At 66.0% G+C, this 22604-nt stretch carries 21 protein-coding genes; 10 read left to right on the top strand and 11 right to left on the bottom strand.

Annotated elements, in window-relative coordinates:
• Positions 1–17: 17 nt before the first annotated feature.
• Complete coding sequence (locus N2M23_RS06990; RefSeq protein ID WP_265444316.1) at positions 18–863, top strand: SDR family oxidoreductase; 846 nt, start codon at positions 18–20, stop codon at positions 861–863.
• Positions 863–1816: an oxygenase MpaB family protein gene (locus tag N2M23_RS06995; protein WP_265444317.1), complete on the top strand. Its 954-nt coding sequence runs from the start codon at positions 863–865 to the stop codon at positions 1814–1816. Before N2M23_RS06990 ends, N2M23_RS06995 begins: the two co-directional genes overlap by 1 nt.
• A gap of 14 nt (positions 1817–1830) precedes the next feature.
• Here the strand turns inward: N2M23_RS06995 and N2M23_RS07000 are convergent, their stop codons facing one another.
• Positions 1831–2226, bottom strand: coding sequence for a nuclear transport factor 2 family protein (locus N2M23_RS07000; protein WP_265444318.1), 396 nt, complete (start codon positions 2224–2226; stop codon positions 1831–1833).
• A 100-nt stretch (positions 2227–2326) separates the two neighbouring features.
• On the opposite strand from N2M23_RS07000, the gene N2M23_RS07005 reads away from it, so the two are divergent.
• Together N2M23_RS07005 and N2M23_RS07010 are read left to right on the top strand one after the other, a co-directional pair.
• The gene (locus tag N2M23_RS07005) at positions 2327–2611 is read left to right on the top strand and encodes a type II toxin-antitoxin system Phd/YefM family antitoxin (protein WP_265444319.1); all 285 of its coding nucleotides are present in this window, start codon (positions 2327–2329) and stop codon (positions 2609–2611) included.
• Entirely contained in the window at positions 2608–3036 is a 429-nt protein-coding gene (locus tag N2M23_RS07010) for a type II toxin-antitoxin system VapC family toxin (protein ID WP_265444320.1), read from the top strand. Before N2M23_RS07005 ends, N2M23_RS07010 begins: the two co-directional genes overlap by 4 nt.
• A gap of 54 nt (positions 3037–3090) precedes the next feature.
• Here the strand turns inward: N2M23_RS07010 and N2M23_RS07015 are convergent, their stop codons facing one another.
• From N2M23_RS07015 to N2M23_RS07030, 4 genes are all read right to left on the bottom strand, one after another.
• Positions 3091–3819, bottom strand: coding sequence for an amino acid ABC transporter ATP-binding protein (locus N2M23_RS07015; protein WP_265445102.1), 729 nt, complete (start codon positions 3817–3819; stop codon positions 3091–3093).
• A 59-nt stretch (positions 3820–3878) separates the two neighbouring features.
• A complete protein-coding gene (locus N2M23_RS07020) occupies positions 3879–4820 on the bottom strand; it encodes an amino acid ABC transporter permease (protein WP_265444321.1) in 942 nt (313 codons plus the stop codon).
• Between the two features lie 11 nt (positions 4821–4831).
• On the bottom strand, positions 4832–5812 hold the full coding sequence (locus N2M23_RS07025) for an ABC transporter substrate-binding protein (RefSeq protein WP_265444322.1): 981 nt from the start codon (positions 5810–5812) through the stop codon (positions 4832–4834).
• A 104-nt stretch (positions 5813–5916) separates the two neighbouring features.
• Positions 5917–7329, bottom strand: a complete 1413-nt coding sequence (locus N2M23_RS07030) for an amino acid permease (protein WP_265444324.1) — start codon at positions 7327–7329, stop codon at positions 5917–5919.
• A 98-nt stretch (positions 7330–7427) separates the two neighbouring features.
• On the opposite strand from N2M23_RS07030, the gene N2M23_RS07035 reads away from it, so the two are divergent.
• Positions 7428–7838, top strand: a complete 411-nt coding sequence (locus N2M23_RS07035) for a YccF domain-containing protein (protein ID WP_265444326.1) — start codon at positions 7428–7430, stop codon at positions 7836–7838.
• A 12-nt stretch (positions 7839–7850) separates the two neighbouring features.
• Here the strand turns inward: N2M23_RS07035 and ppc are convergent, their stop codons facing one another.
• Positions 7851–10634, bottom strand: a complete 2784-nt coding sequence (gene ppc / locus N2M23_RS07040) for a phosphoenolpyruvate carboxylase (RefSeq protein WP_265444327.1) — start codon at positions 10632–10634, stop codon at positions 7851–7853.
• A 127-nt stretch (positions 10635–10761) separates the two neighbouring features.
• Between ppc and N2M23_RS07045 the strand changes: the two genes are divergently transcribed.
• The 5 genes from N2M23_RS07045 (at position 10762) to N2M23_RS07065 (ending at position 13296) form a co-directional block, all read left to right on the top strand.
• Complete coding sequence (locus N2M23_RS07045; protein ID WP_265444329.1) at positions 10762–11064, top strand: hypothetical protein; 303 nt, start codon at positions 10762–10764, stop codon at positions 11062–11064.
• A 25-nt stretch (positions 11065–11089) separates the two neighbouring features.
• Positions 11090–11362, top strand: a complete 273-nt coding sequence (locus tag N2M23_RS07050; protein ID WP_265444330.1) for a DUF4031 domain-containing protein — start codon at positions 11090–11092, stop codon at positions 11360–11362.
• Between the two features lie 32 nt (positions 11363–11394).
• Positions 11395–11856 (top strand): SRPBCC family protein, encoded by a 462-nt coding sequence (locus tag N2M23_RS07055; protein ID WP_265444331.1) that lies wholly within the window; start codon positions 11395–11397, stop codon positions 11854–11856.
• Between the two features lie 15 nt (positions 11857–11871).
• Positions 11872–12288, top strand: coding sequence for an HIT family protein (locus tag N2M23_RS07060; RefSeq protein ID WP_265444332.1), 417 nt, complete (start codon positions 11872–11874; stop codon positions 12286–12288).
• 141 nt (positions 12289–12429) lie between these two features.
• Positions 12430–13296 carry a universal stress protein gene (locus N2M23_RS07065; protein ID WP_265444334.1) on the top strand — a complete coding sequence of 289 codons (867 nt, stop codon included), beginning with the start codon at positions 12430–12432 and terminating at the stop codon, positions 13294–13296.
• A 108-nt stretch (positions 13297–13404) separates the two neighbouring features.
• Here the strand turns inward: N2M23_RS07065 and N2M23_RS07070 are convergent, their stop codons facing one another.
• From N2M23_RS07070 to dnaE, 5 genes are all read right to left on the bottom strand, one after another.
• A complete protein-coding gene (locus N2M23_RS07070; RefSeq protein ID WP_265444336.1) occupies positions 13405–15513 on the bottom strand; it encodes a S9 family peptidase in 2109 nt (702 codons plus the stop codon).
• Between the two features lie 26 nt (positions 15514–15539).
• The gene (locus N2M23_RS07075; RefSeq protein WP_265444337.1) at positions 15540–16361 is read right to left on the bottom strand and encodes a carbohydrate ABC transporter permease; all 822 of its coding nucleotides are present in this window, start codon (positions 16359–16361) and stop codon (positions 15540–15542) included.
• Positions 16362–16365: 4 nt separating this feature from the next.
• Entirely contained in the window at positions 16366–17334 is a 969-nt protein-coding gene (locus tag N2M23_RS07080; protein WP_265444338.1) for a carbohydrate ABC transporter permease, read from the bottom strand.
• The gene (locus N2M23_RS07085) at positions 17327–18634 is read right to left on the bottom strand and encodes an ABC transporter substrate-binding protein (RefSeq protein WP_265444339.1); all 1308 of its coding nucleotides are present in this window, start codon (positions 18632–18634) and stop codon (positions 17327–17329) included. Before N2M23_RS07085 ends, N2M23_RS07080 begins: the two co-directional genes overlap by 8 nt.
• Before the next feature lie 330 nt (positions 18635–18964).
• The gene (gene dnaE, locus N2M23_RS07090; RefSeq protein ID WP_265444340.1) at positions 18965–22537 is read right to left on the bottom strand and encodes a DNA polymerase III subunit alpha; all 3573 of its coding nucleotides are present in this window, start codon (positions 22535–22537) and stop codon (positions 18965–18967) included.
• Between the last annotated feature and the right edge of the window lie 67 nt (positions 22538–22604).

Raw genomic sequence — 22604 nt, forward strand, 5'->3', positions numbered from 1 at the left:
CGACCCAGTGAGGCACCATGTCCAAGAACGATCTGCGCGGTCGCACAATCCTGATGTCTGGCGGCAGCCGGGGCATCGGCCTGGCGATCGCGGTGGCGGCCGCCCGGCAGGGTGCGAACGTCGCCATACTCGCCAAGACGGACAAGCCTGACCCGCGCCTGCCGGGGACGGTGCACACGGCCGCAGCCGAGATCGACGACGCCGGCGGCGCGGGCCTTGCGATCGTCGGGGATGTGCGTGACGAGGAGAGCGTCAAGGCCGCAGTGCAGCAGACCGTCGATGAGTTCGGCGGGATCGACATCGTCGTCAACAATGCGTCGGCAATCGCGTTGCAGCCGACGGAATCGTTGCCCGTCAAGCGTTTTGACCTGATGACGGGCATCCAGCTGCGAGGCACCTACCTGCTGACGAGCACTGCGCTCCCCCACCTGCGCAAGGCCGACAACCCGCACATTCTGTCCCTGTCACCGCCGCTCAACCTCAATCCGAAGTGGCTCGGCGCGCACCCGGCATACACCCTTGCGAAGTACGGCATGACGATGCTGACCCTGGGGTGGGCGGCGGAGTATGCCGATGTCCCCGTGGCGGCAAACTGCCTGTGGCCGGAGACGTTGATCGCGACGGCTGCGGTGCAGAACCTGCTCGGCGGGGACGAGGCGATGGCGAAGGCCCGCACGCCCGAGATCGTCGCGGACGCAGCGATGGAGATCCTGGGCAAACCGGCCGGCGAGTGCAGCGGTAACGCCTTCATCGACGTCGACGTGTTGCGCGAGGCCGGCGTCACCGACCTGTCGGAATACGGCCCGACCGAGGGCCTCGAGCGTGACATCTTCCTCGACCGACCCGAACATCCGGAGCACTGATGACTTCCGCCATACATGCTGATGAAGACCCTTTGGCACCAGGCTCTTTCGGGCGCTGGGTCGCAGGGCACCCGCTGGTGTTGATGTACGCGAACGTGCCGGCACTGATCATGCCCACGCTGCACCCCAAAATCGCGCACGTGCTGAGCGAGCAGGACCGCGCGATCAACGGCACCGATCCGCTGGCCGACCTTCAAGCCAATGCACGACGGTTGATCAGCACCTACGAGATGGTGATGGGCATCGTCTTCGCCGGGCCGGAGGCCGACGAAGTGGCGCACGGGCTGAACGAGTTGCACCGCCCGATCGCTGGCACTATGCCGGACGGTTCGGCATACCACGCGTGGAACAAGGACGTCTGGAACTGGACTTGGGGGTCGATCCTCAAGGGCGGCATCGACATCGCCGACGCGTTCCGGCTGTTCCACACTGACACCGAACGCGAGCAGGCGTATCGCGGTCTGGTGGAAATCGGCCGGCGATATGGCGTCCGCGACCTGCCCGCTACGTACGCCGAATTCCTCGACTACTGGCAGCCTTTCGTCGACGAGGTCCTCGAGACCGGGCCTGAGGTGCAGTTCATCGTCGACCATGCGCTGCGGCTGGCGAAGCCCCGTGGCTGGGATGCAATGCCGGATGCCCTCTGGCGACTGCTGTCGCTCCCGGCCACCCGCACGATCCGGGTCGGCATCCTTGCTGGCGTCCCGCAGAAGTTCCACGCCGGAATGGGACTGCGCGAGACCTCGGTGGACCGCCTCGAGCGTCGGCTGCACGGGATGCTCTGGCGGGCGATCCCGCGGCCCGTCGCCGGTCAGTTCGCTCCCATCTACTTCGGGTTGCGGCGCCGCTTCGGCAACCCCGGCTGGCGCACGTTCTACTCAAGGGAGCAGCTTGCGGCCAACAAGGAATCCGCCGACCAGCGGCGCCGGGAGGCGATGGCAGCGGCGAGCTGAAGCGCGCCGTCAGCTCATTTGCCGCGCGCGGCAGCGGCTTTGATCGCGTCGAACCGCTCGCCCATGCGATCGGCGAGTGCCTGCGCGCCCTTGAGCGGGCGCACCATCACCATGAAGTCGTCGATCTTGCCGGCCGCGTCGTAGTGCAGGAAGTCGCACCCGGTCAGCTGCAACCCGTCGACCTTGGCTTCGAAGACGAGCGCGTGATCGGCTCCCCCGTCGTCGCGGATCTCCCGCACGTAACGGAAGTCCTCGAAGACCTCCACCACCGCGCGCAGGATCGCGCTGGTGATGGCCTTGCCGGCATACGGCTTGAAGGCGACGGGACTGCGGAAGACGACCTCGTCGGCCAGCATCGCGTCGACTGCGGCCAAGTCGCCGGTTTCGATGGCCTCGCGGAAGGTTGGCATGTGAAAGTCCTTACGTGGGAACGTCGCTCGCCGATTGCTTCGGGCGACTGAGACCGTCTCGGCATGTGTACATCGATGTACATCAGTGTACAATTATGTCATGGCAATCAGTGTCAGCACCGCACGTCAGACTCTGCCGCGCCAGCTCGACCGGGTCGAGGCTGGCGAGGAAATCGAGATCACACGGCACGGCAAAGTGGTCGCAGTGCTGGTGCGCCCCGATACGTTGAGGACCAGGCGCAGGCTTGCCGCCAGGGATGCATCAGACCGACTGGCCGCGCGACTCGACCTCGCGCGCACCGAGCCGCTGGGAGAACCCGTCATCGACGCCGAACGAGCCGATGAGCTTGTCGACGCAATGCAGAAGAGCCGCAGCCGCCGGTGAGCGATGGGATTGCGTTCGACGCCGATGTGTTGATCTACGCGGCAAGCCATGACCATCCACTCGGCGCCCGGGTCCGCGAACTATTTGCCGACTCCGCAGGTGCCGTGGTCGGGGTCGGATCCGTGCTCCTGCTGCCCGAGGTGCTCACCAAACCAATGCGTCAGGATCCGGAGTCAGCCGAGACGGATCAGCTCATCCGGCTGCTCAGTCGCCTCGAACTTCGGCCGGTCGATGAAGACACGGGGCGCGTCGCGCTCTCTCTCGCGGTCGGCTACGGACTGCGAGCGGCCGACGCCGCACATCTGGCCACCGGGGTCGTCAGCGATGCCAAATACTTCCTCACCAACAATCGCAAGGACTTTCCGAAGACTATCTCCGAGATCGAGATTGTCTATCCGAGCGATCTGCAGCCTCTGGACCATTGAGGTCGGGTGGTCTGCTGGCAGCGCTTGCGCCGGATCCCTTGCGGATCTGCTTGATCAGCGCACAGAAGACAGGAATGCCTTGGTGCGTTCGTGCTGCGGGTGCGTCAGCACCTCCCGCGCAGGGCCGTGCTCGGCGACGACGCCTTCGTCGAAGAACGACACGGTGTCTCCGACGTCTCGCGCGAACCCGATCTCGTGGGTGACGACAACCATCGTCATACCGCCACGTGCGAGCCCCTTCATGACCTCCAACACCTCGTCGACCAGTTCCGGATCAAGTGCCGATGTGGGTTCGTCGAACAGCATCACTGCCGGTTGCATCGCGAGGGCGCGCGCAATCGCGACCCGCTGTTGTTGGCCTCCTGAGAGTTGGTGGGGACGCTTGTGCGCGTGGTCTGCGAGCCCGACGCGCGCGAGTTGGTCTCGCGCTCGCTCGGCTGCCTCCTGCTGGGAGATGCCGAGCACCCGCACCGGCGCACAGGCGACGTTTTGAGCGGCATCCATATGGGCAAACAGGTTGAACCGCTGAAAGACCATCCCGATGCCGGTGCGGAACTGCGCGAATTGCTTGGCATTCCACGCTTTCGCCTTGCCGTTGGTCAGGTCGTACCCGACCTCCTGCCCCAGCACTCGAAGGCTGCCGACATGCACCGGCTCCAATCCGTTGATGCAGCGCAGGAAGGTCGACTTGCCGGAACCGGAGGGGCCTACGATGCACGCCACTTCGCCGGGCGCGACCTCCAGGTTGACGCCGTGCAGGATCTCGTGTTGTCCGTACGACATACGCACGTCGCGCGCATGTACGACGGGAGCCGTTGTCTCGGAGAACTTTTCGAGGTTGGTCACGCGCCCGCTCCTTGGTCGATGGTTCGGGATCCAGCGAGTCCGCGGAGTCGTCCGGTGAGGCCACCACCGCGCACGAGGCGGACCGCATCACGTCCGAAACGGCGCTCGAGTTTGGTCTGCAGCCAGGTCGCGATCGCGGTCATCAGCATGTACCAGATGCTCGCCACGATCAGCAGCTCCATGATGAGGTTGTTCGCCTTGTAGATCTGACTCGCGTTGGTCATCAAGTCGTTGCCGGCCACGACATACACCAGCGAGGTGGTCTTCAACATCGAGATGAACTCGTTGCCGGTCGGCGGAATGATGATCCGAAGCGCTTGCGGCAGAACGATGTAGCGCATGCGCTTCATCGGCGTCATACCCAACGCGTAGGCCGCATCGGTCTGCCCCTCGTCCACGGCCTGTATGCCGGCGCGGACGGTCTCGGCGAAGTATGCCGCGAGGTTGAGGCCCAGCCCGAGCATCGCCGCAGTGAACCCGGTCATCACCTGATTGGTGTCCCAGAAGACGCCGACCTGGGTGAACGGAATCTTCAGAATGAGATGCGGGAAGAGGAAGGCCAGGTTGTACCAAAAGATCAGCTGGACAAGCAGCGGAGTGCCTCTGAAGAACCAGATGTAGAACCACGAGAGCGATCGCAGCACCGGATTGTGCGAGAGTCGCATGACCGCGAGCACAACACCGAGGGCCAAGCCGATTGCCGTTGCCAGCACTGCGATTTCAAGGGTGACCCAGACGCCCGAGAGGATCTTTCCATTGAAGAGATATTCGCCGACCTTGGCCCAGTCGAGCCTCGGGTTGTCGATGAACAGCCAGGCGAGCCATGCCGCGAGAAGCAGCGCGACGGTTCCGGAGATCCACCGCCCCCAATGAATGGTGCGTGTTACTGGCACTTCCGAACCGCCCGGTTCGATGAACGGTGCTGTGCGTGCAGTCATTTCGGCCCTCCTCACTTACCGGCGTTGACGGTGACGGACTTGACGGCAAGCGGTTGCAGACCCCACGCGGCCAGAATCTTGCCGTATTCCCCACTGTTGACGAGGGATTGGAGCGCGCGCTGGACGGCGGTGATCAGCTGCTTCTCGTTGGGGTTCATCGCGATCCCCCATGGCGCCTCGGTGCCCGCGATGGCGATCGCCTCGGAGTTGTTCTTGGCGTCCTGTGCGCGGTCGGCAGCCACGACATAGTCGGTGAGGTTGACGTCGGCTCGGCCGGCCGCAAGCGCCAGCATGCCGTCCTGGTCGTCGGTGAACTTGAGGATCTTGATGGCCGGGTTGCCGGCGTCCTTGCAGGCCTTGTCGTAGCCGTTGGTGAGCGCGAGTGACGAGCCGTTGTCGACGACGGCAACGGTCTTCCCGCACAGATCTGCAGGTGTCTGGATCTGTTTCGGGTTTCCCTTCCGCACCGAGAGCGCGGCGCCGGCTTGCACGTAGTCGACGAATGTCACCTTCTTCTGTCGTTCGGCGGTGTCGGACATCGAGGTCATCACCACGTCGTAGCGGCCGGTCACGAGCCCTGGGATCTGCGCGTTGAAGTCCTCGTTGGAAACACTGATCACCACGCCGAGCTTGCGCGCGAGAGCTCGTGCAAGCGAGGGGTCCAGGCCGATGATCGTCTTACCGTCACTGGCAAACATCTCCATCGGCGGATAGCCCTGCGACGTCGACATCCGCAGCCCGGAGGATCGGATCCGCCCGGGTAGCAGCTTGTTCAGCGAAGGATCCGGCTGCACCGCGTTGATTGCGGCGGCTGCCTTGTCCTGCGGCGGCGCCTGCTGCGGACCACGCTGACCTTGCCCCGACTCGCTGGCGTTGAGCTCACTCAGCGGCCGTGCCCCGCAGCCGCCTACGAGCACCGCCGTCGCGGCAAGAATCACCGCAAAGCGCACGCCACGGCAGCGTCGACCCGTCTCCCCCACGTTGTCTCCCATGCGGGGAGATTACGGGATACCCGCTCGAACTGGTCGCAGTCAGCGGCAGACCGGCAGTCACGGACGGTCATCGTCACAGGCCGCCGACCTCGGTCTCCGGGCATTCACGTGGCCTTGCCAGCACGCAACAAATGCAGCCTCCGCCGCACAAGCGGCCAGAAGAGCACGAGTACACCGGTGGCGACGAGGCTGGTCCATACCTGGGTGCGGCCCGCCGAGGTGGTCAGCATGATGATCACCACGACTACGACACCGGCGATCAGGAAGATGTTGAGCCAGGGAAAGAAGCGCACCTTCACCTGCAAGGCGGCGACCTCCTCCGGAGTCATCTTCTGACGCAAACGCAGCTGGGTCAGTGCGATGAAGACGTAGACGAACAGCGCGACCAGGCCGGCGGAGTTCATGATGAAGTCGAAGATGCCGGAGTTCGGAGCCGCGAAGTTGACGATTGCCGCTGCGACACCGCCGATCGTCGACGCCAATACCGCGACCACTGGTACGCCGTTACGTGCCTCTCGCGCAACGAGTTTCGGCGCTAGCCCCTTGCGGGCCAGTGAGGCAAACATGCGCGACGCCGAGTAGAGACCTGAATTGAGCACCGACAGCACGGCGGTGAAGATGACAAGTTCCATGATGGTCGACGCAGCGGGTATGCCGAACTTGTCGAATAGCACCGTGAACGGCGCGTTTTCGACACCGGTCGCTTCCGGGAGCTGATTCCACGGGATCGCCATCGTGATGATCAGGATGGACCCCACGAAGAACAGCAGCACCCGCCAGATCACCGTGACCGTCGCGAGTTTCACGCCTTTCGCGGGGTCCTCCGACTCGGCCGACGCCATCACCGCGATCTCGGTACCGAAGTAGGAGAAGATCACCAGGGCGACTCCGGTGAGAATCGCACCGAAGCCCTTCGGCGCGAATCCGCCGTGATCCCAGAGGTTTTGGACTGCGAAGTTGCTGTCCGGCCACAGCCCGAGCACGAAGAGCGCACCCACCACCAGGAAGACGATGATCGCGGCGATCTTGATGCTCGCCAGCCAGAACTCGGTCTCACCGAACGACCGCACCGAAATCAGATTGGTGCACACGAACACTCCGAGCAGCAGCAGCGACCACAGCCAGGACGGCAGCGCATGAAACCAGCCCTCAAGAGTATGCCCGCCGATCACCGCCTCGTAGGCGAGCACACCGACCCAGAAGTACCAGTAGAGCCAGCCGACCAGGTATGCCGCCCAGTCCCCCATCCCGACTCGCGCGTACTCCATGAATGAACCGACCGCGGGCCGTGCCGCCGCCATCTCACCAAGCATCAGCATCGCGAGGTAGACCAGCAGACCACCGGCCAGATAGGACAGCACCGCCGCCGGCCCGACCGAATGGACGATATTGGCCGACCCGACGAACAGACTTGAACCAATGATTCCACCGAGTGTGACCATCGTGATGTGACGCGGACGCAACTTCTTGGGAGTGTGCTCCGCACCATCGGCACTCGGCGGTTTCGACAAGTCCATCACTGTCCTTCCGGCCATCGGCGATGTATGGCGCACCGCGCGCTACCGACTCTGGCACACGCAGTGCCGGTCAACGGGTCTTCGGTGACAATGGACTCATGCGCACGCTGCTGAACCTCATCTGGCTGATCCTCTGCGGGTTCTGGATGGCCGTCGGTTATGCCATCGCGGGCGTGATCTGCTGCATCCTGATCATCACCATCCCGTTCGGGATCGCATCGTTCCGGATGGCCAATTACGCGCTCTGGCCGTTCGGGCGGACGGTGGTGCGCGACCCGCGTGCCGGCGCCCCGTCCGTGATCGGCAACATCATCTGGTTCATCTTCGCCGGCTGGTGGCTGGCGATCGGGCACATTGTCACCGGCATCGCGCTCTGCCTGACGATCATCGGCATCCCGCTCGGCATCGCGAGCTTCAAGATGGTGCCGATCTCGTTGCTGCCGCTGGGTGCCGAGATCGTGCCGGTACGTGACACTGCCGTCGCCGGGTACGGTTACCAGCCGCGCTGAGCGTCGGAGTGATCAGCCCGAGTTGCGCAGGGCCGTCGCGAGACCGTTCATCGTGAGCAGGATGCCGCGCTGCACCTGCGGGTCCTCGTCACCCGAGCGGTAACGACGCAGCAACTCGATCTGCAGGTGGTTGAGCGGCTCCAGGTAGGGGAACCGGTTGAACACCGAGCGTTTCAGCGCGGCGTTGTCCCACAGCAGATCCTCGTGACCGGTGACCCGCGCAAACATCCGCAAGGTGCGGGCGTGTTCGTCGGTGATCTTGCCGAAGACGCGCTCCCGCAGCGCCTCGTCCTCGACCAGACGCGAATAACGTTCCGCAATACCGAGATCCGACTTCGCCATCACCTGCGCCAGGTTGGACATCACGGTCTGGAAGAACGGCCACCGCTCATACCAGTCACGCAGCTGGGCCAACCGCTGCTCGTCGTCGCCGACCCACTGCTCCAGCGCGGTGCCGGTGCCGTACCAGCCGGGCAGCATGACCCGCGACAACGACCACGACATCACCCACGGTATGGCGCGCAGGTCGCTGATCTCTTTGGTCTGCTTGCGAGAGGCCGGCCGCGACCCGATGTTCATCGCACCGATCTCCCCCACCGGCGTGGCGGTGGTGAAGTATTCGACGAACCCATCGGTGCGGTGCACCAGATCGGCATACGCATCCCTTGCCAGAGAAGCGATTTCGTCCAGCACGGCATACGCCTCGGCGGTCTCCTCCCCCAGCCCCTCGACATCCAGCAGCGACGACTCCAAGGTCGCCGCGAGCAGCGACTCGAGGTTGCGGGTGGCGAGCGGCGGCTCGGCATACTTCGCCGCGATGATCTCGCCCTGCTCGGTCAGCCGCAGCGAGCCCCGCACTGCGCCAGGCGGCTGCGCCAGGATCGCCCAGTAGCTCGGGCCGCCACCGCGGCCGACGGTGCCACCACGACCGTGGAAAAGCCGCAACCGGATGTCGCCCTCACGTGCCGCCTCGACCAACTCGAGCTCGGCACGGTAGAGCGCCCAGTTGGCTGCCAGGTAGCCGCCGTCCTTGTTGGAGTCGCTGTAGCCGAGCATCACCTCCTGCAGACCGCCCTTGGAGTCGACCAGCTGGCGATAGGCCGGCACCGCCAGCGCGGAACGCAGGGTGGTGGCCGAAACCTGAAGATCCTCAATGGTTTCGAAGAGCGGCACGATGTTCACCGACGAGGTCGCACCCTCTTCGCCCACACCGGGATCGAGCAGCCCGCCCTCCTTGAGCAACACGGCGCACTCCAGCATGTCCGACACCGACGTGCACATGCTGATCACATAGTTGGGCACGGCCTCAGGGCCGAAGGTGCGCACCGCTTGCGCGGCCGCCGCGGTGATCGCCAGCTCCTTGGCGGTCTGCTCGGAGAAGTCCGCACCCGGTCCCACCAGCGGGCGCCGGTTGGCCAGCTCCGCGGTCAGCAGCTCGACCCGGGCGTCCTCGTCGAGCGACAGATAGTCGGGGTGCACGCCGGCCCACGCGAACAACTCGGCAATCGTGGTCTCGTGGACGTCGGAGTTTTGCCGAAGGTCGAGCCCGTAGAGGTGAAAACCGAACGTGCGCACGGCTTCCCGCAGTCCGAGCAGCCGGTCGTCGGCGATCAGCGCACCCGAGCCGGATCGCAGCGTCTGATCGATGACGTCCAGGTCGGCGAGCAGCCCCTCCGGAGTGGTGTATGGCGGGGCACCCGCAACGGACACGGCCGCCTGGAACCAGTCGTCGAAGAACTCGCTGTGCGTCGCGGACAACCGGCCGCGGATCCAGCGGATGGCCTGCCGGAACGGCTCGTCGTCACGCTCGTCGGCGGCGTTGTTGCCGGCCAGCGCGACCAGCTCGGGAGACGTCGGCGTCATACGGACCGAGAAGGAGAACTCATGCTCCAGCGCGTCGAGCTCGGTCAGGTAGTGCTGCAACGCGACCTGCGCGGCCCGACCACTGGCGGTCGCCACGACCGATGCGTCGACGTTGGGATTGCCGTCGCGGTCCCCACCAATCCACGAACCCGGCCGAAGCACAGGCTGTTTCGCGACCTCGGCCGACGGGTAGCGCGCACGCAGCTCATCCCGCACCTGCGCGTTCAGCTTCGGCATCACCTCGAAGAGCGACGCGTCGAACCACCGCAGGCCGACCTCGATCTCGTCGGTGATCCGCACCCGCTGCAACCGCACCAACGCGGTGTGCCACAGGGTCAGGATCTGCAGCCGGATCTCGCGCAGCGCAGCGGCCTCTTCCTCGTCGGTGAAGCTGACCCGCTCCCGCTCGCGCATCACTTCCTTGATCCGCGATTGGGTCTGGAAGACCGTGCGCCGACGGGTCTCGGTCGGATGAGCGGTGATCACCGGCACGACCGTCGCGCCGGTCAGCGCGTCCTGCACCTGGTCGTCGTCCAGCTCCGCCTCGTCCAGCTTGCGGAAGGTCGCCGCCAGCGAACCATCGGGCGCCGGCTTGCCCGCCCGCACGTGCATCGCCCGGCGCCGCTCCCGGTGCAGATCCTCGGCGAGGTTGGCCAGCAAGGCAAACAGGGTGAACGCCCGGACGACGTGCATCGCCCGCTTGGTCGGCAACCCGTCGAAGATCGAGGCGAAGTCCTCGCGATCCTCCTCCTGCCGGCGCACCGCGAAGGCACGCGTGCGGGCCTCCTCCACCAGGTCGAGCACTTCCTGGCCCTCCTGCTCGGCGATGACATCGCCGAGCAGCCCGCCGAGCAGGCGGATGTCCTCGCGCAGCGGTTCGGAGGCCGCGCGTCCCTCTTCGGTCACGTCGAAAGTCAGCATGCGATCGAGCATGCGTTCCAGCATGACGGCTCGATCACCGCGGCGGGGCTGGACGACTGCCGCGTGAGACAACTCACCGGTAACCCGTGCGCGGCCATTTAGCCACTGGTCGCGCGACCAGCAGCTAACGTCGACCCTTGTGACAGCTGACGCACAGACAACCCTCTCGGTGACCGTCGAAGCACAAGGGCTGCTGGCGCGTTTCGGCGCGCAGCCGGTCGTGCGGGTCGACAGCCGCGAGCACCCGGCGCGCTGGGGCGAGCCGGTCACCCTGTCCGTGCAGCCGGGTGACCACCGCGCCAAGGCGTTCTACCGATACCGGGGCTCCAAGCGTGAGATCGCGCCGGCGGGGCGGACCATCAGCGTCGTCGCCGGCGAACACGTCCGGCTCGTTGCCCGCGCGAGCGGGGAGAACGGCGAACTCGTCCTGCGGCGCGCCTGAGGCCACGGTCCCTAGAATCGACCGAGTGACCATTCTGATCGATCCACCGTTCTGGCCGGCACACGGCCGCCTGTGGTCACATCTGGTAAGCGATGCGTCGTACGACGAACTGCACGAGTTCGCAGCGCGACTCGGCGTCCCGGGACGCGGATTCGACCACGATCACTACGACATTCCGCAAGAGCGGTATGACGCGGTGGTCGCGGCCGGCGCGGTCCCGGTCAAGGGCACCGAACTCATCCGGCGACTGATCGCCAGCGGCCTGCGCGTGCCGGAACGCGATCGCCGCGACCGCTGACGGGCATGTCTACTGGCTGGTAAGTTCGCGACATGCCGACAAACCTCGAAGTCTCGATCGAGATCAATGCCGCTCCCGAGAAGGTCTGGGCCACCGTCTCCGACCTCACCCAGATGCCGAAGTGGAGCCCGCAAACCCGCAAGGTGATCGTCCGCGGCGGCCAGCTCGGCAAGGGCAGCAAGATGGTCAACGTCAACAAGCTCGGCTGGCGAGTGTGGCCAACGCAGAGCATGGTGACCGTGTTCGAGCCGGGCCGGACAATCGCCTGGCGGGTGAAGGAGAACCACGCCACGTGGAGCTTCGACCTTGAGCCTCTCGACGACGGCGCCCGCACCAAACTGGTCGAGCGGCGCGACGTCAGCGGCGGCACGACTGCGGTGTCCAAACAGCTGATCGACAAGGTGATGGGTGGCGAGGAGTCCTTCGAGAAGGGCCTGACCTCGGGCATGCGCCAGACCCTGCAACGCATTCGCTCCCAGGTCGAATCCGCCTGACAGTCAAGCGTTCTCGTGCTCGATCCCGACTGCGTGTTCTGCGCGATCTCCAGCGGTGAGTCGGCCGCGCACGAGGTCGCGCGCACGGAGCACACGGTCGCCTTCTTAGACAACCGGCCGGTCTTCAAAGGGCACGTGCTCGTCATACCGGCGCAGCACGTGGTGACACTGCCCGATCTGCCGGCCGACCACCTGCAGCCGTTCTTCGCGCAGGTGCAGCGCATCGCCGCCGCCGTGCCGGATGCCCTCAACGCGCAGGGCACCTTCGTGGCGATGAACAACAGAGTGTCGCAGTCGGTCGCGCACCTGCACTGCCATGTCGTCCCGCGCACCAAGGGCGACGGGCTGCGCGGGTTCTTCTGGCCACGCACAAATACGCAGCAGGCGAGCAGGCTGCTTACGCCGAACGCCTGCGAACGACCCTTGATGTAACGGATTGACTGCGCATCTGGAGCTTGCGGTCAGCGTTTTCCAAGTATTGCTCCTACGATGGACGTCGGCGGGTGAGGGACCCGCGACGACGGCCGCCGAGGCACGGCAACCGCCGCCAAGGTCGACCGACTAGGGGTCACCATGGAAGGCACACTGCAGACCGGAAGCATCGTGGTGGGGGTCGACACGTCGACGTCCTCGATGACCGCCCTCGACTGGGCGACCGAATACGCACAGGACGCGCATGCGCCGATTCACCTGGTGCACGGCTTCAGCCACGACCGGCCCGACCTCGTCTTCAACATGGGCGCCGACCCTGAGGATCTGTATGCCGCCGGTGAGCGTGTGCTCGTGCGCGCCCGCAACCGAATCCAGTTGCGGGACAGGATGATCCAGGTGTCCACCTCGCACCCGGACGGCTACCCGGCAGCGGCCCTCGTCCGAGCGAGCGCACATGCGCAGTTGGTTGTGCTCGGATCGCACGGCGACAGCATGCTGCATATTTCCTCGCTCGGCGAGACCGCGCACCAGGTCGCCGCGCACGCCGCATGCCCGGTCGCCATCGTCCGCAAGGACAGTGCCGTGGAGTCGGCGTTCGGCCGCATCACCGTGGGCGTCGATCGGTCGGACCTGGCCGCGAAAGCCTTGGCCTGGGCGTTCGACGAGGCCGAACGAACCGGCGCCGAGGTGCTCGCCCTGCACGCCTGGCAGCCGCGCGACGCCAAGGACCCGGGCCTCGGGAGCGCCGACTGGGCGTCATACACCGCCGCCTGCCGGTCGCAGATCGAGGGGGCGATCGCGCAGCAGCAGGTCCAGCACCCGAAGGTGAAAGTGCTGACCGAGATCTCCGACGGCAACCCGACCCGCTCACTGGTGCGCGAGTCGCACGCCAGCGATGCCGTGGTGATCGGCGCGCGCGGATCCGGCGGCTTCGAAGGCCTGCTGCTCGGCCGGGTCGCCCGCGACGTGCTCGGGCACGCGACCTGCCCGGTCGTCGTCATGCACTGACGAGCCGTCGCCTGGAATCGCTTCGGGGAATGCGCTGATCTCGATACGCGGCTCGTTCCTCGCCGCTACTCGATCAGTGCAGACCACTACTCAATCAGCGGCACGTCCTCAGATGAGGTCCGTCGCCCCGATGCGGTCGAGCAGGAACGCATCCTCGAAGGCCTGCTCGCGCCAGGCGTCGTAGCGACCGCTGCGCCCACCGTGACCGGCGGACATCTCGGTCTTGAGCAGGATCGGCCGGTCCGGTCCGCCCGTGACCGTACGACGCAGCTGCTGCACCCATTTGGCCGGCTCGACGAAGAACACCCGCGGGTCATGCAGGCTGGTGGTCGCCAGGATTGCCGGGTAACGCTCGGCGCGCACGTTCTCGTACGGCGTGTAGGACTTCATGTAGGAGTACACCTCCGCAGACTCCAGCGGGTTGCCCCACTCCTCCCACTCCCCCACCGTCAGCGGCAACGACGGGTCGAGGATCGTGGTCAGTGCGTCGACGAATGGCACTGCCGCGTGCACGGCCGCATAGAGTTCCGGTGCGAGGTTGATGACCGCGCCGATGAGCAAACCTCCCGCCGAAGCTCCTTCTGCGGCAAGGCGATCCGGCGCCACCCACTGGGTGTCGATCAGCGCACGGGACACGTCGACGAAGTCGGTGAAGGTGTTGCGCTTGGCGAGCAGTTTCCCGTCGTCGTACCAACGTCGGCCGAGCTCACCGCCACCGCGCACGTGCGCCACCGCGAAGACGACCCCGCGGTCCAGCAGCGACAGCCGGCCTGAGGAGAAGTAGGGGTCGATCGGCAACTCGTAGGACCCGTAGCCGTAGACCAGTCCGGGGTTGTTGCCGTCGGCAGTGACTTCTCGTCGGCGCACCAACGACACGGGGACCTGGACACCGTCAGTGGCGGTGACCCAGAGCCGCTCCTCGACATACCTGTGCGGATCGTATCCGGGCACGACACGTTGCTTGAGTTGCCGCAGCTCACCAGAAGCCGGTGTGTAGTCGTAGATAGTGCTCGGCGTCAGCCACGAGGTGAGGACGAGCTGCACTGTGTCCGAGTCGTATTCGGGGTTGGCACCGACCCCGACCGTGTGCAGCTCCGGCTCGACCGGCACCTCGACCGGATCTGCGTAACCTCCGCCGGACACCTTCGGCAGGATGCGGACGGTGCGCAGGCCCGCGTGCCGCATGGTGACCGCGCTGAAGCCACCGAAGGCATCGACACCGAGAATGCGGTCTCCGTCATCGCCGGTCAGCAACGGCTGCCAATGCTCCCTGGAAGGCTCCGCGATCGTCGCCACTGCGAGGTCGAAGTCCGGCCGGGCATCGTTGTGCACCACCAGGATTCGGTCACCATCAACCTCCACGCTGTAGTCGAGGCCGGGCACGCGCGGCTGGACCACCCGCAACTGGCCGGTCGGATCGGCCAGGTCGAGCAGGTGGATCTCGCTCGTCGTGCTGGAACCGCTGAAGACCAGCAGCCACCGCTCGTCGCGGGACTCGTCGATGCCCATCGAGAAGAGCTCGTCGTCCTCGCGCAAAATCAGCACGTCGTCGTCCTGCGGCGATCCGAGCTTGTGCCGCCATACCTCGTTCACCCGCCAGGCTTCGTCGCGCCTGGTGTAGAAGAGGTAGTCGCCGTCGAGCGACCAGACCAGGCCGTGCCCCATCCCGTGGACGGCGTCGTCGACGACCGCACCGGTGGCGATGTCTCGGACCGAGAGGTCGTTGACCTCGTCGCCGGTCACGTCCACCCCGACCGCCACCCGGGTGCCGTCGGGGCTCACGGCGAGATCGGACAACTCGAAGAAGTCACGTCCCTGCGCCTCGCGGTTGCCGTCGAGAAGGATCTGTTCGCCGGCCGGCACGACGCCGGGCTCCAGCTCAGGGCGGCCCGCGCCCTCGGTGAACGGCAGCCGCGCGTGAACGGCGTACTGCTGCCCCTCGATGGTGCGGGTGTAATACCACCAGCCGCCCATCCGGACCGGGACCGAGAGATCGGTCTCCTGAGTGTGCGCCTTGATCTCGCCGAAGATGCTGTCCGCCAACGGTTTCAGGTGAGCGGTGAGCGCTTCGGTGTAGGAGTTCTCGGCGTTGAGGTGGGCGATGACCTCGGGCGCGTCCTTGTCGCGCAGCCAGTCGAAGTCGTCGACGAAGGTGTCGCCGTGGAAGGTGCGCTTGGTGGGCACCGCACGCGCCACAGGAGGTTGCGGTTCAGTCACCGCGCCAGGGTATGACGGGAGTCCCGTCACTCGTTGATGCCGGTCTGCTCCACGCCCGCGACGATCCACCGCTGCAGGAAGAGGAACATCAGCAGCAACGGGACCATCGACACGATGGCGGCCGCGAACATGCCTGGTATATCGACGGATTGGGCGGTGATATAGGTCGACAACGACACCTGCACGGTCCACGCCGACTGATCCTGGCCGATCACCAACGGCCAGAGGAAGGCGTTCCAACTGCCGATGAAGGTGATTGTCCCGATGGCGGCAGCGAAGCCGAGTGAGTTGGGCACGACAATGGAGCAGAAGGTGCGCATCGGCCCGGCGCCGTCGATGCGGGCGGCCTCCTCCAGCTCCTTCGGAAAGCCGAGGAAGTACTGCCGGAAGAGGAACGTCGCGAGCGACTGGAACAACCCCGGCACGATGAGCCCGCGCAACGTCGAGACCCAGCCGAGCGTCGACACCATCACGAACGACGGCACGAAGGTAACCGCCGCCGGGATGAGCAGCGTCGCGACGATCAGATAGAAGACCGCGTTTGCGTAGCGAACCGTCGAGCGGGCGAGGCCGTAGCCCGCCATACCGGAGATGATCAGCACGAGCACCGTCTGGGTGACCGCGATGACCGCCGAGTTGAGCAGGCTGCGCCCGAGCGGCACCGAGGAGTCGGTGAAGATGCGCTTCAGGTTGGACCACTCCGGGTGGCTCGGGAACCAGGTCCACTGCTCGATGCTGACCAGCTGCGCTTGCGTCGACAGTGCACCGCGCAGCAACAGGTAGAACGGCACCAGGAAGAGCATGGCCGCGACGCCGAGCACCAGGTAACGGATGGACCGGGTGGCCATGTCTTTAGACTTCCCGGCGGCCGAGACCGGTGAGACGGCCCTGCAGCAACGCGAACACCGCAATGATCAGGGTGAGTATGATGGCGCCCGCGCTGCCGTCGCCGAAGTCCTGCCCGTTGCCGAGCGCGACGTTGTAGAGGTAGACCAGCGGCGGACGGGCGTAGGGCGGGTAGCCCGCGGTGGTGGTGAGCACGTTGTAGAACTCATCGAACGCCTGAAATGCGTTGACCAGCAACAACATCAGGACTGCGGTGGAGGTCGCGCGCAACTGCGGGAACGTGATGTAACGGAACGCTTTCCACCCGGTCGCACCGTCCAGGGCGGCCGCCTCGTAGAGCTGTTTGGGCACTCGCTGCAGCGCGGCGAGGAAGAGCACCATGAAGAAGCCGAGCTGCAGCCAGAGCCGGACGGTGACCAGCACCAACCAGTACCAGGGCGGGTGCACCACCGACAGCCACGCGATCGGGGCCACGCCGAACCAGCCGAGCACGGTGTTGATCAGCCCGGCCGCGGTGCCGCCGAAGAGCGACTCGCGCCAGATCATCGCGGCAACCACGTAGCTGCACGCGGTCGGTAGGAAGAAGACCGAACGGAAGAACGCCTTGCCGGCGCGGGTGTTGCTGACCAGCACCGCCAGCGCGAGCGAGAGCACGAAGGTGGTCGGCACGATGAAGAGCGCGAAGAGCACGAAGGTGACCAGGCTGGACCGGAACGCACTGTCCCCGAGCATTCGGGTGTAGTTGTCGAATCCCACGAAATGCGTTGGGGTGACTGTGTTCCGGGCGTCGTAGAAGCTCAGCCACACGCTCCAGATGATGGGTATGACGACGAAGACGACCAGTCCCGCGACGAACGGCCCGACGAAGATCCAGAACCACAGGTGCGGGCTGTCGGTCCACTTACGACGCGGGCTCGCCGGGCGGGCAGACGCGAGCCGACCCGCGGCCCCCGTCATACCGCTCGTGTCAGCCACCGAAGCGAGTGAGCTCGGCGTCGACCACCTTGCGCACGCCCGCCAGCTCCATGGTGGGGCTCGCCCCGGAGCGCACGATGTTGTTGATCGCGTCGGTCATCGCGGTCGACGACTTCGGCGTCCACAGCAGTGGCGTCTGCGGGTGGCCGTAGTCCTTGAGGTAGCCAGCAGCTGTCGCTGCCGGCCCGCTCTTCAGCTTGTCCGCCTTGGCAACCAAGCTCGCCCGGGCCGGGATGTGGAAGCCGTAGCTCTGCGCGAAGTCGAGCTGGTCGGAAGTCTGATCGACCCACAGCCACTTGACGAATTTCTTTGCGGCGTCGACATTTTCGGCGCGGGCGCTGACACAGGCGGCATACGCGCCGACGGGCACCGACGGCTTGCCGGAGCCGCCGATCGCCGGGAAGGGCAACACCCCGAAGTCGTCGCCGAGCGCCTTCTGCAGCGCGGGGAAATTCCACAACCCGGTCCACTGTATGGCGGTGAGCCCGCTCGTGATCGCGCCCGGATCGGACCAGTCGGTCGGCGCGCCGAGCAGCAGGTCACCGGAGGAGAACAGGTCGCGGAACTTGCCGAGCGCACCGGCCACCTCGGCGTTGTCGAAGTCGGGCTTGCCGTCCTTCAGGTAGTCGTGGCCGCTGCTCCACAGCACCGGCCCGGCAAGCACGCTGGCTCCGCCGTCGTTGCCGACGAAGAGCCCCTTGACCTTGCCAGTGGACAGCTTCTTCGCCGCGGCGACCAGGTCGTCGAGGGTCTCCGGCGGCTTCACCCCGGCCTTGGCCAGCATCGACTTGCGGTAGACGAACAGTTGCATGTCCACGACCTGCGGGATGCCGTAGATCTTGCCCTGCCAGGTCATCCGCTCCAGCAGAGACGCGGTGAAATCGCTCTTGGCGTCGCCATAGAGATCGGTCAGGTCGACCACCTGTTTGCCGGTGATCATGTCGATCGTCGGGCCGTTGCCGTACTCGAACACGTCGGGTCCGGAGTCGGTCAGCAGCGCCGCGGCAGACTTCTGGTCGTAGTTGCCGGGGATCCACTGCACCGACACCTTCGCCGGTTTGTATGCCGCGGCATACCGCTTGACCGCCTGCTCGGTGCCCGGCTCGCCATACTGGTGGTACCACTGCGCGATGGTGCCCGCACCGCCGCCGGAGCCGGACGCCCCGGCGCCGCCGCTCGACCGGCCGGTGTTGCCGCCACACGCGGTGAGCGCCGCCAGGGTGAGCGCGCCCGCGCCACCGGCGAGCACCTGCCGCCGGCTCGGGCCGGCGGGGACGGACAGTTGTGAATAACGGACCATGATCGGCACCATAACTTCCGCACGGCGACAAAAGTGCCTTTGCAGCCTATTGGGCCGCGCCGCGAAAACCACGCAAGCGGGCGACGTCGGTGCCGGGCGCGCGCATTTCTCACCGATAAGGTGCGTGACGCGCCGAAGAGAGCCCGTCCGGCGGCGCGTCCACCACCTATTCGGTGAGTTACGCCGGCGCGCGCATTTCTCACCGATAAGGTGCGTGACGCGCCGAGGAGAGCCCGTCCGACGGCGCGTCCACCACCTATTCGGTGAGTTACGCCGGCGCGCGGCGAGCGCCAGGGCCAGCGCCAGCGCGAGCGCCAACCAGAGCCCGAGCTAGCCGCCGACCAGGCAGGACGGCCCGAGGAGCGCCTTCAGGTCCCCGAACAACGCCGGCGAGGCGGTGACCCGCAGCTGGTCGTCCAGCCGGACGGTCACCGATCGACCCGGCTGGGTGAGCTTGAGGTGCACCTCGGTGGCGCCCGGGTGTTCGCCGAGCACGCCCTTGAGCTTGTGCGCCATGCCGTTGTTGGCACGGACCAGCGGCATGGTGAGCACCACCGGTCCTCGCACGTCGCCCTTGAGCTCGGGCAGGGTGAACTCCTGCGCGGACAGCGACACGGTGTCGTCGCGCTCCAGCACCCGGCCCTTGATCACGCAGACCGTGTCCGGGCTGAGCATGGTGGAGACCGTCATGTAGGTCTTGGCGAAGAACAGCACCTCGACGCTGCCTTCGAGGTCTTCCACGGTGGCGATCGCCCACAGCTCGCCGCGTTTGTTGCGCTTGAGCTGCAGGCCGGTGATCAGGCCGGCGATGGTGACCATCGCACCCTCGGGCGGGTGGTCGTCGCCGTGCAGCTTGTTGATGCCGATGTCGGCGTGCTGGGCGAGGATCCGCTCGATCCCGAACAGCGGATGGTCGGAGACGTAGAGGCCGAGCATGTCGCGCTCGAAGGCGAGCTTGGTCTGCTTGTCCCACTCGATGTCGGGGATCGGCGGCAGCGCGGCGAGATCAACTCCCCCGCCGCCGTCACCGAAGTCACCGAAGAGGGAGTCCTGGCCGACGGCACTCATCTTCGCCTCGTCGGCGAGCGAGTCGACATAGGTCTCGTGCACCGCGACCAGACCCTGCCGGGTGTGGTCGAGATCGTCGAAACCGCCTGCCTTGATGAGGGATTCGACGGTGCGCTTGTTGCAGACCGTCGAGCCGCCCTTGCGCAGGAAGTCCTCGAACGAGGCGAACTTGCCCTTCTCCTCACGCGCCCGCACCACGGCGTCGACCACGTTGGCGCCGACGTTGCGCACCGCGCCCATGCCGAAGCGGATGTCCTCCCCGACGGCGGTGAAGTCGCGGACCGACTCGTTGACCGCCGGCGGCAGCACCTTGATGCCGAGCTTGCGGGTGTCGGCCAGGTAGGTCGCCATCTTGGTCTTGTCGTCACCGACCGAGGTGAGCAACGCCGCGGCATACTCCGCCGGGTAGTTGGCCTTGAGGTATGCCGTCCAGTAACTCACCAGCCCGTAACCGGCGGTGTGTGACTTGTTGAAGGCGTAACCGGAGAACGGCAGCATGACGTCCCACAGCGCCTGCGTCGCCTCCGGCGAGAAGCCATTCTTGATCATGCCGGCGGAGAAGTTGTCCCACTCCTTGGCCAGCACCTCCGGCTTCTTCTTACCCATCGCACGGCGCAGCAGGTCCGCACCGCCGAGCGTGTAACCCGCGAGCTCGCGGGCGATCGCCATGATCTGCTCCTGGTAGACCAGCAGGTGGTAGGTGGTGCCGAGGATCGGGTCGAGCGCCTCCTTCAGCTCCGGGTGGATCGGGCTGATCTCCTGGCGGCCGTTCTTGCGCTCGGCGTAGTTGATGTGTGCGTTGGCGGCCATCGGACCCGGCCGGTAAAGCGCCAAAACCGCTGCGATGTCTTCGAATCGGGTCGGCACCATCAGCCGGAGCAGGCTGCGCATCGCGCCGCCGTCAAGCTGGAACACCCCGAGCGTGTCACCACGGGCGAGCAGCTCGTAGGTCTTGGCGTCGTCCAGGGGGATGCTCTCGGTGGTGATCTTCTCGCCGCGGTTGGTCTCGATGTTGCCGATGGCCTGGTCGATGATGCCGAGGTTGCGCAACCCCAGGAAGTCCATCTTGATCAGGCCCATGTCCTCGCACTGCGGGTACGAGAAACCGGTGATGACCACGCCGTCCTTGTCGCGGCGGTGCATCGGGATCAGATCGAGCAGCGGCGCCGACGACAGGATCACCGCGGCAGCGTGCACACCGGTGCCGCGGATCTTGCCCTCCAGCCCGCGGGCGGTGTCGAAGACCTTCTTAACCTCGGGCTGCGCCTCGATCATCGCGCGGAAGTCGACGCCCTCGTTGTAGCGGGGGTGGCTCTCGTCATACGTCGCCGACAGCGGGACGCCCTTGCCCTGCACGTCGGGCGGCATCGCCTTGGAGATCTGGTCACCCAGGCTGAACGGGAAGCCGAGGATGCGGTTGGCGTCCTTGATCGCCGCCTTCGCCTTGATGGTGGAGAAGGTGTTGACCTGGGCGGTGTAGTCGGCGCCGTACTTCTCGGTGACGTAGCGCACCATCTTGTCGCGCTGGCGGTCGTCGAAGTCGAGGTCGACGTCCGGCGGGTTGATGCGCTCGGGGTTCAAGAATCGCTCGAACAGCAGCTGGTGCTCCAGCGGGTCCAGCTCGGTGATGCGGGTCAGGTAGGCGACCATCGAACCGGTCGCCGAACCACGCCCGGGGCCGACCGGCACGCCGTTGTCGCGTGCGTAGCGGCAGATGTCGGCGACCACCAGGAAGTATGACGAGAAGCCCATCGGCTCGATGACCGACATCTCGGTCTCGATCCGGTCGAGCACCTCCTGGCCGGGGTTGTCGCCGTAGCGTTCTTTAAGGCCCAGCTGGATCTGCTCGCGCAGGAAGGACGCCTGGGTCTGGCCCTCCGGCACGTCCGGGAACTGCGGCATGCGGTCGACATACTCAAACACCTCCGAGTAGTCGCCGATCATCTCGGCGACTCTGAGGGTGTTGTCGCACGCCTCCGGCAGCTCCCGGAACAGCTCGCGCATCTCGGCCGCGGACTTTAAGTAGTAGCCGGTGCCGTTGAACTTGAACCGGCCCGGGTCGTCCTTGTTCTTGCCCACACCGATGCACAGCAGGTCGTCGTGACTGTCGGCCTGGTCCTGCGTGACGTAATGGCTGTCGTTGGTGGCCAGCAGCGGCAGGTCGAGCCGCTTGGCGATGTCGAGCAGGCCGGACCGCACCGATCGTTCGATATCGAGCCCGTGGTCCATCAGCTCCAGGAAGAAGTTCTCCTTGCCGAAAATGTCCTGGTATGCCGCAGCGGCCTCCATCGCCTCGTCGAACTGGCCGAGCCGCAGTCGCGTCTGCACCTCGCCCGACGGGCAGCCGGTGGTGGCGATGATGCCCTGGCCGTGCGCGGCGAGCAGCTCGCGGTCCATGCGAGGCTTCATGTAGTAGCCCTCGAAGCTGGCCAGCGAGCTCAGCTTGAACAAGTTGCGCAGGCCCGCCGCGTCCTTGGCCCACATCGTCATGTGGGTGTAGCGACCGCCGCCGGAGACGTCCTTGCCGCCCTCGCCGTCGACGTTGGCGTCGCGTTTGCCGCCCGGTGCCCAGAACTCCTGCTGTCGGGAGAAGCGGGTGCTCGGCGCCAGGTAGGCCTCGATGCCGATGATCGGCTTGACCGGGGAATCCTTTGCGGCACCGAAGAATTCGTAGGCGCCGAACATGTTGCCGTGGTCGCTCATCGCGACCGCCGGCATGCCGAGCCGCGCCACCTCGTCGAACATCGGACCGACCTTCGCGGCCCCGTCGAGCATGGAGTATTCGGTGTGCACATGCAGGTGCACGAAGTCACTGGAGGCGGCTGAATCTGACATCGCCGATGAGTTTAGATCGCCACTCCGACAGCCGGTCGCGACGCGCGGCGGTGTGACGGATGAGGCG

Source organism: Flexivirga meconopsidis (assembly GCF_026162425.1).
Taxonomy (GTDB): Bacteria; Actinomycetota; Actinomycetes; order Actinomycetales; family Dermatophilaceae; genus Flexivirga; species Flexivirga meconopsidis.

Excerpts from the sequence above, each read along its gene's own strand:
- N2M23_RS07020 (WP_265444321.1), bottom strand. The coding sequence starts at position 4,820 with ATGACTGCACGCACAGCACCGTTCATCGAACCGGGCGGTTCGGAAGTG.
- N2M23_RS07035 (WP_265444326.1), top strand. The coding sequence starts at position 7,428 with ATGCGCACGCTGCTGAACCTCATCTGGCTGATCCTCTGCGGGTTCTGG.
- N2M23_RS07075 (WP_265444337.1), bottom strand. The coding sequence starts at position 16,361 with ATGGCCACCCGGTCCATCCGTTACCTGGTGCTCGGCGTCGCGGCCATG.
- N2M23_RS07000 (WP_265444318.1), bottom strand. The coding sequence starts at position 2,226 with ATGCCAACCTTCCGCGAGGCCATCGAAACCGGCGACTTGGCCGCAGTC.
- N2M23_RS06990 (WP_265444316.1), top strand. The coding sequence starts at position 18 with ATGTCCAAGAACGATCTGCGCGGTCGCACAATCCTGATGTCTGGCGGC.
- N2M23_RS07015 (WP_265445102.1), bottom strand. The coding sequence starts at position 3,819 with ATGTCGTACGGACAACACGAGATCCTGCACGGCGTCAACCTGGAGGTC.
- N2M23_RS07085 (WP_265444339.1), bottom strand. The coding sequence starts at position 18,634 with ATGGTCCGTTATTCACAACTGTCCGTCCCCGCCGGCCCGAGCCGGCGG.
- N2M23_RS07025 (WP_265444322.1), bottom strand. The coding sequence starts at position 5,812 with ATGGGAGACAACGTGGGGGAGACGGGTCGACGCTGCCGTGGCGTGCGC.
- N2M23_RS07005 (WP_265444319.1), top strand. The coding sequence starts at position 2,327 with ATGGCAATCAGTGTCAGCACCGCACGTCAGACTCTGCCGCGCCAGCTC.
- ppc (WP_265444327.1), bottom strand. The coding sequence starts at position 10,634 with ATGCTCGATCGCATGCTGACTTTCGACGTGACCGAAGAGGGACGCGCG.
- N2M23_RS07030 (WP_265444324.1), bottom strand. The coding sequence starts at position 7,329 with ATGGACTTGTCGAAACCGCCGAGTGCCGATGGTGCGGAGCACACTCCC.
- N2M23_RS07065 (WP_265444334.1), top strand. The coding sequence starts at position 12,430 with ATGGAAGGCACACTGCAGACCGGAAGCATCGTGGTGGGGGTCGACACG.
- dnaE (WP_265444340.1), bottom strand. The coding sequence starts at position 22,537 with ATGTCAGATTCAGCCGCCTCCAGTGACTTCGTGCACCTGCATGTGCAC.
- N2M23_RS07055 (WP_265444331.1), top strand. The coding sequence starts at position 11,395 with ATGCCGACAAACCTCGAAGTCTCGATCGAGATCAATGCCGCTCCCGAG.
- N2M23_RS06995 (WP_265444317.1), top strand. The coding sequence starts at position 863 with ATGACTTCCGCCATACATGCTGATGAAGACCCTTTGGCACCAGGCTCT.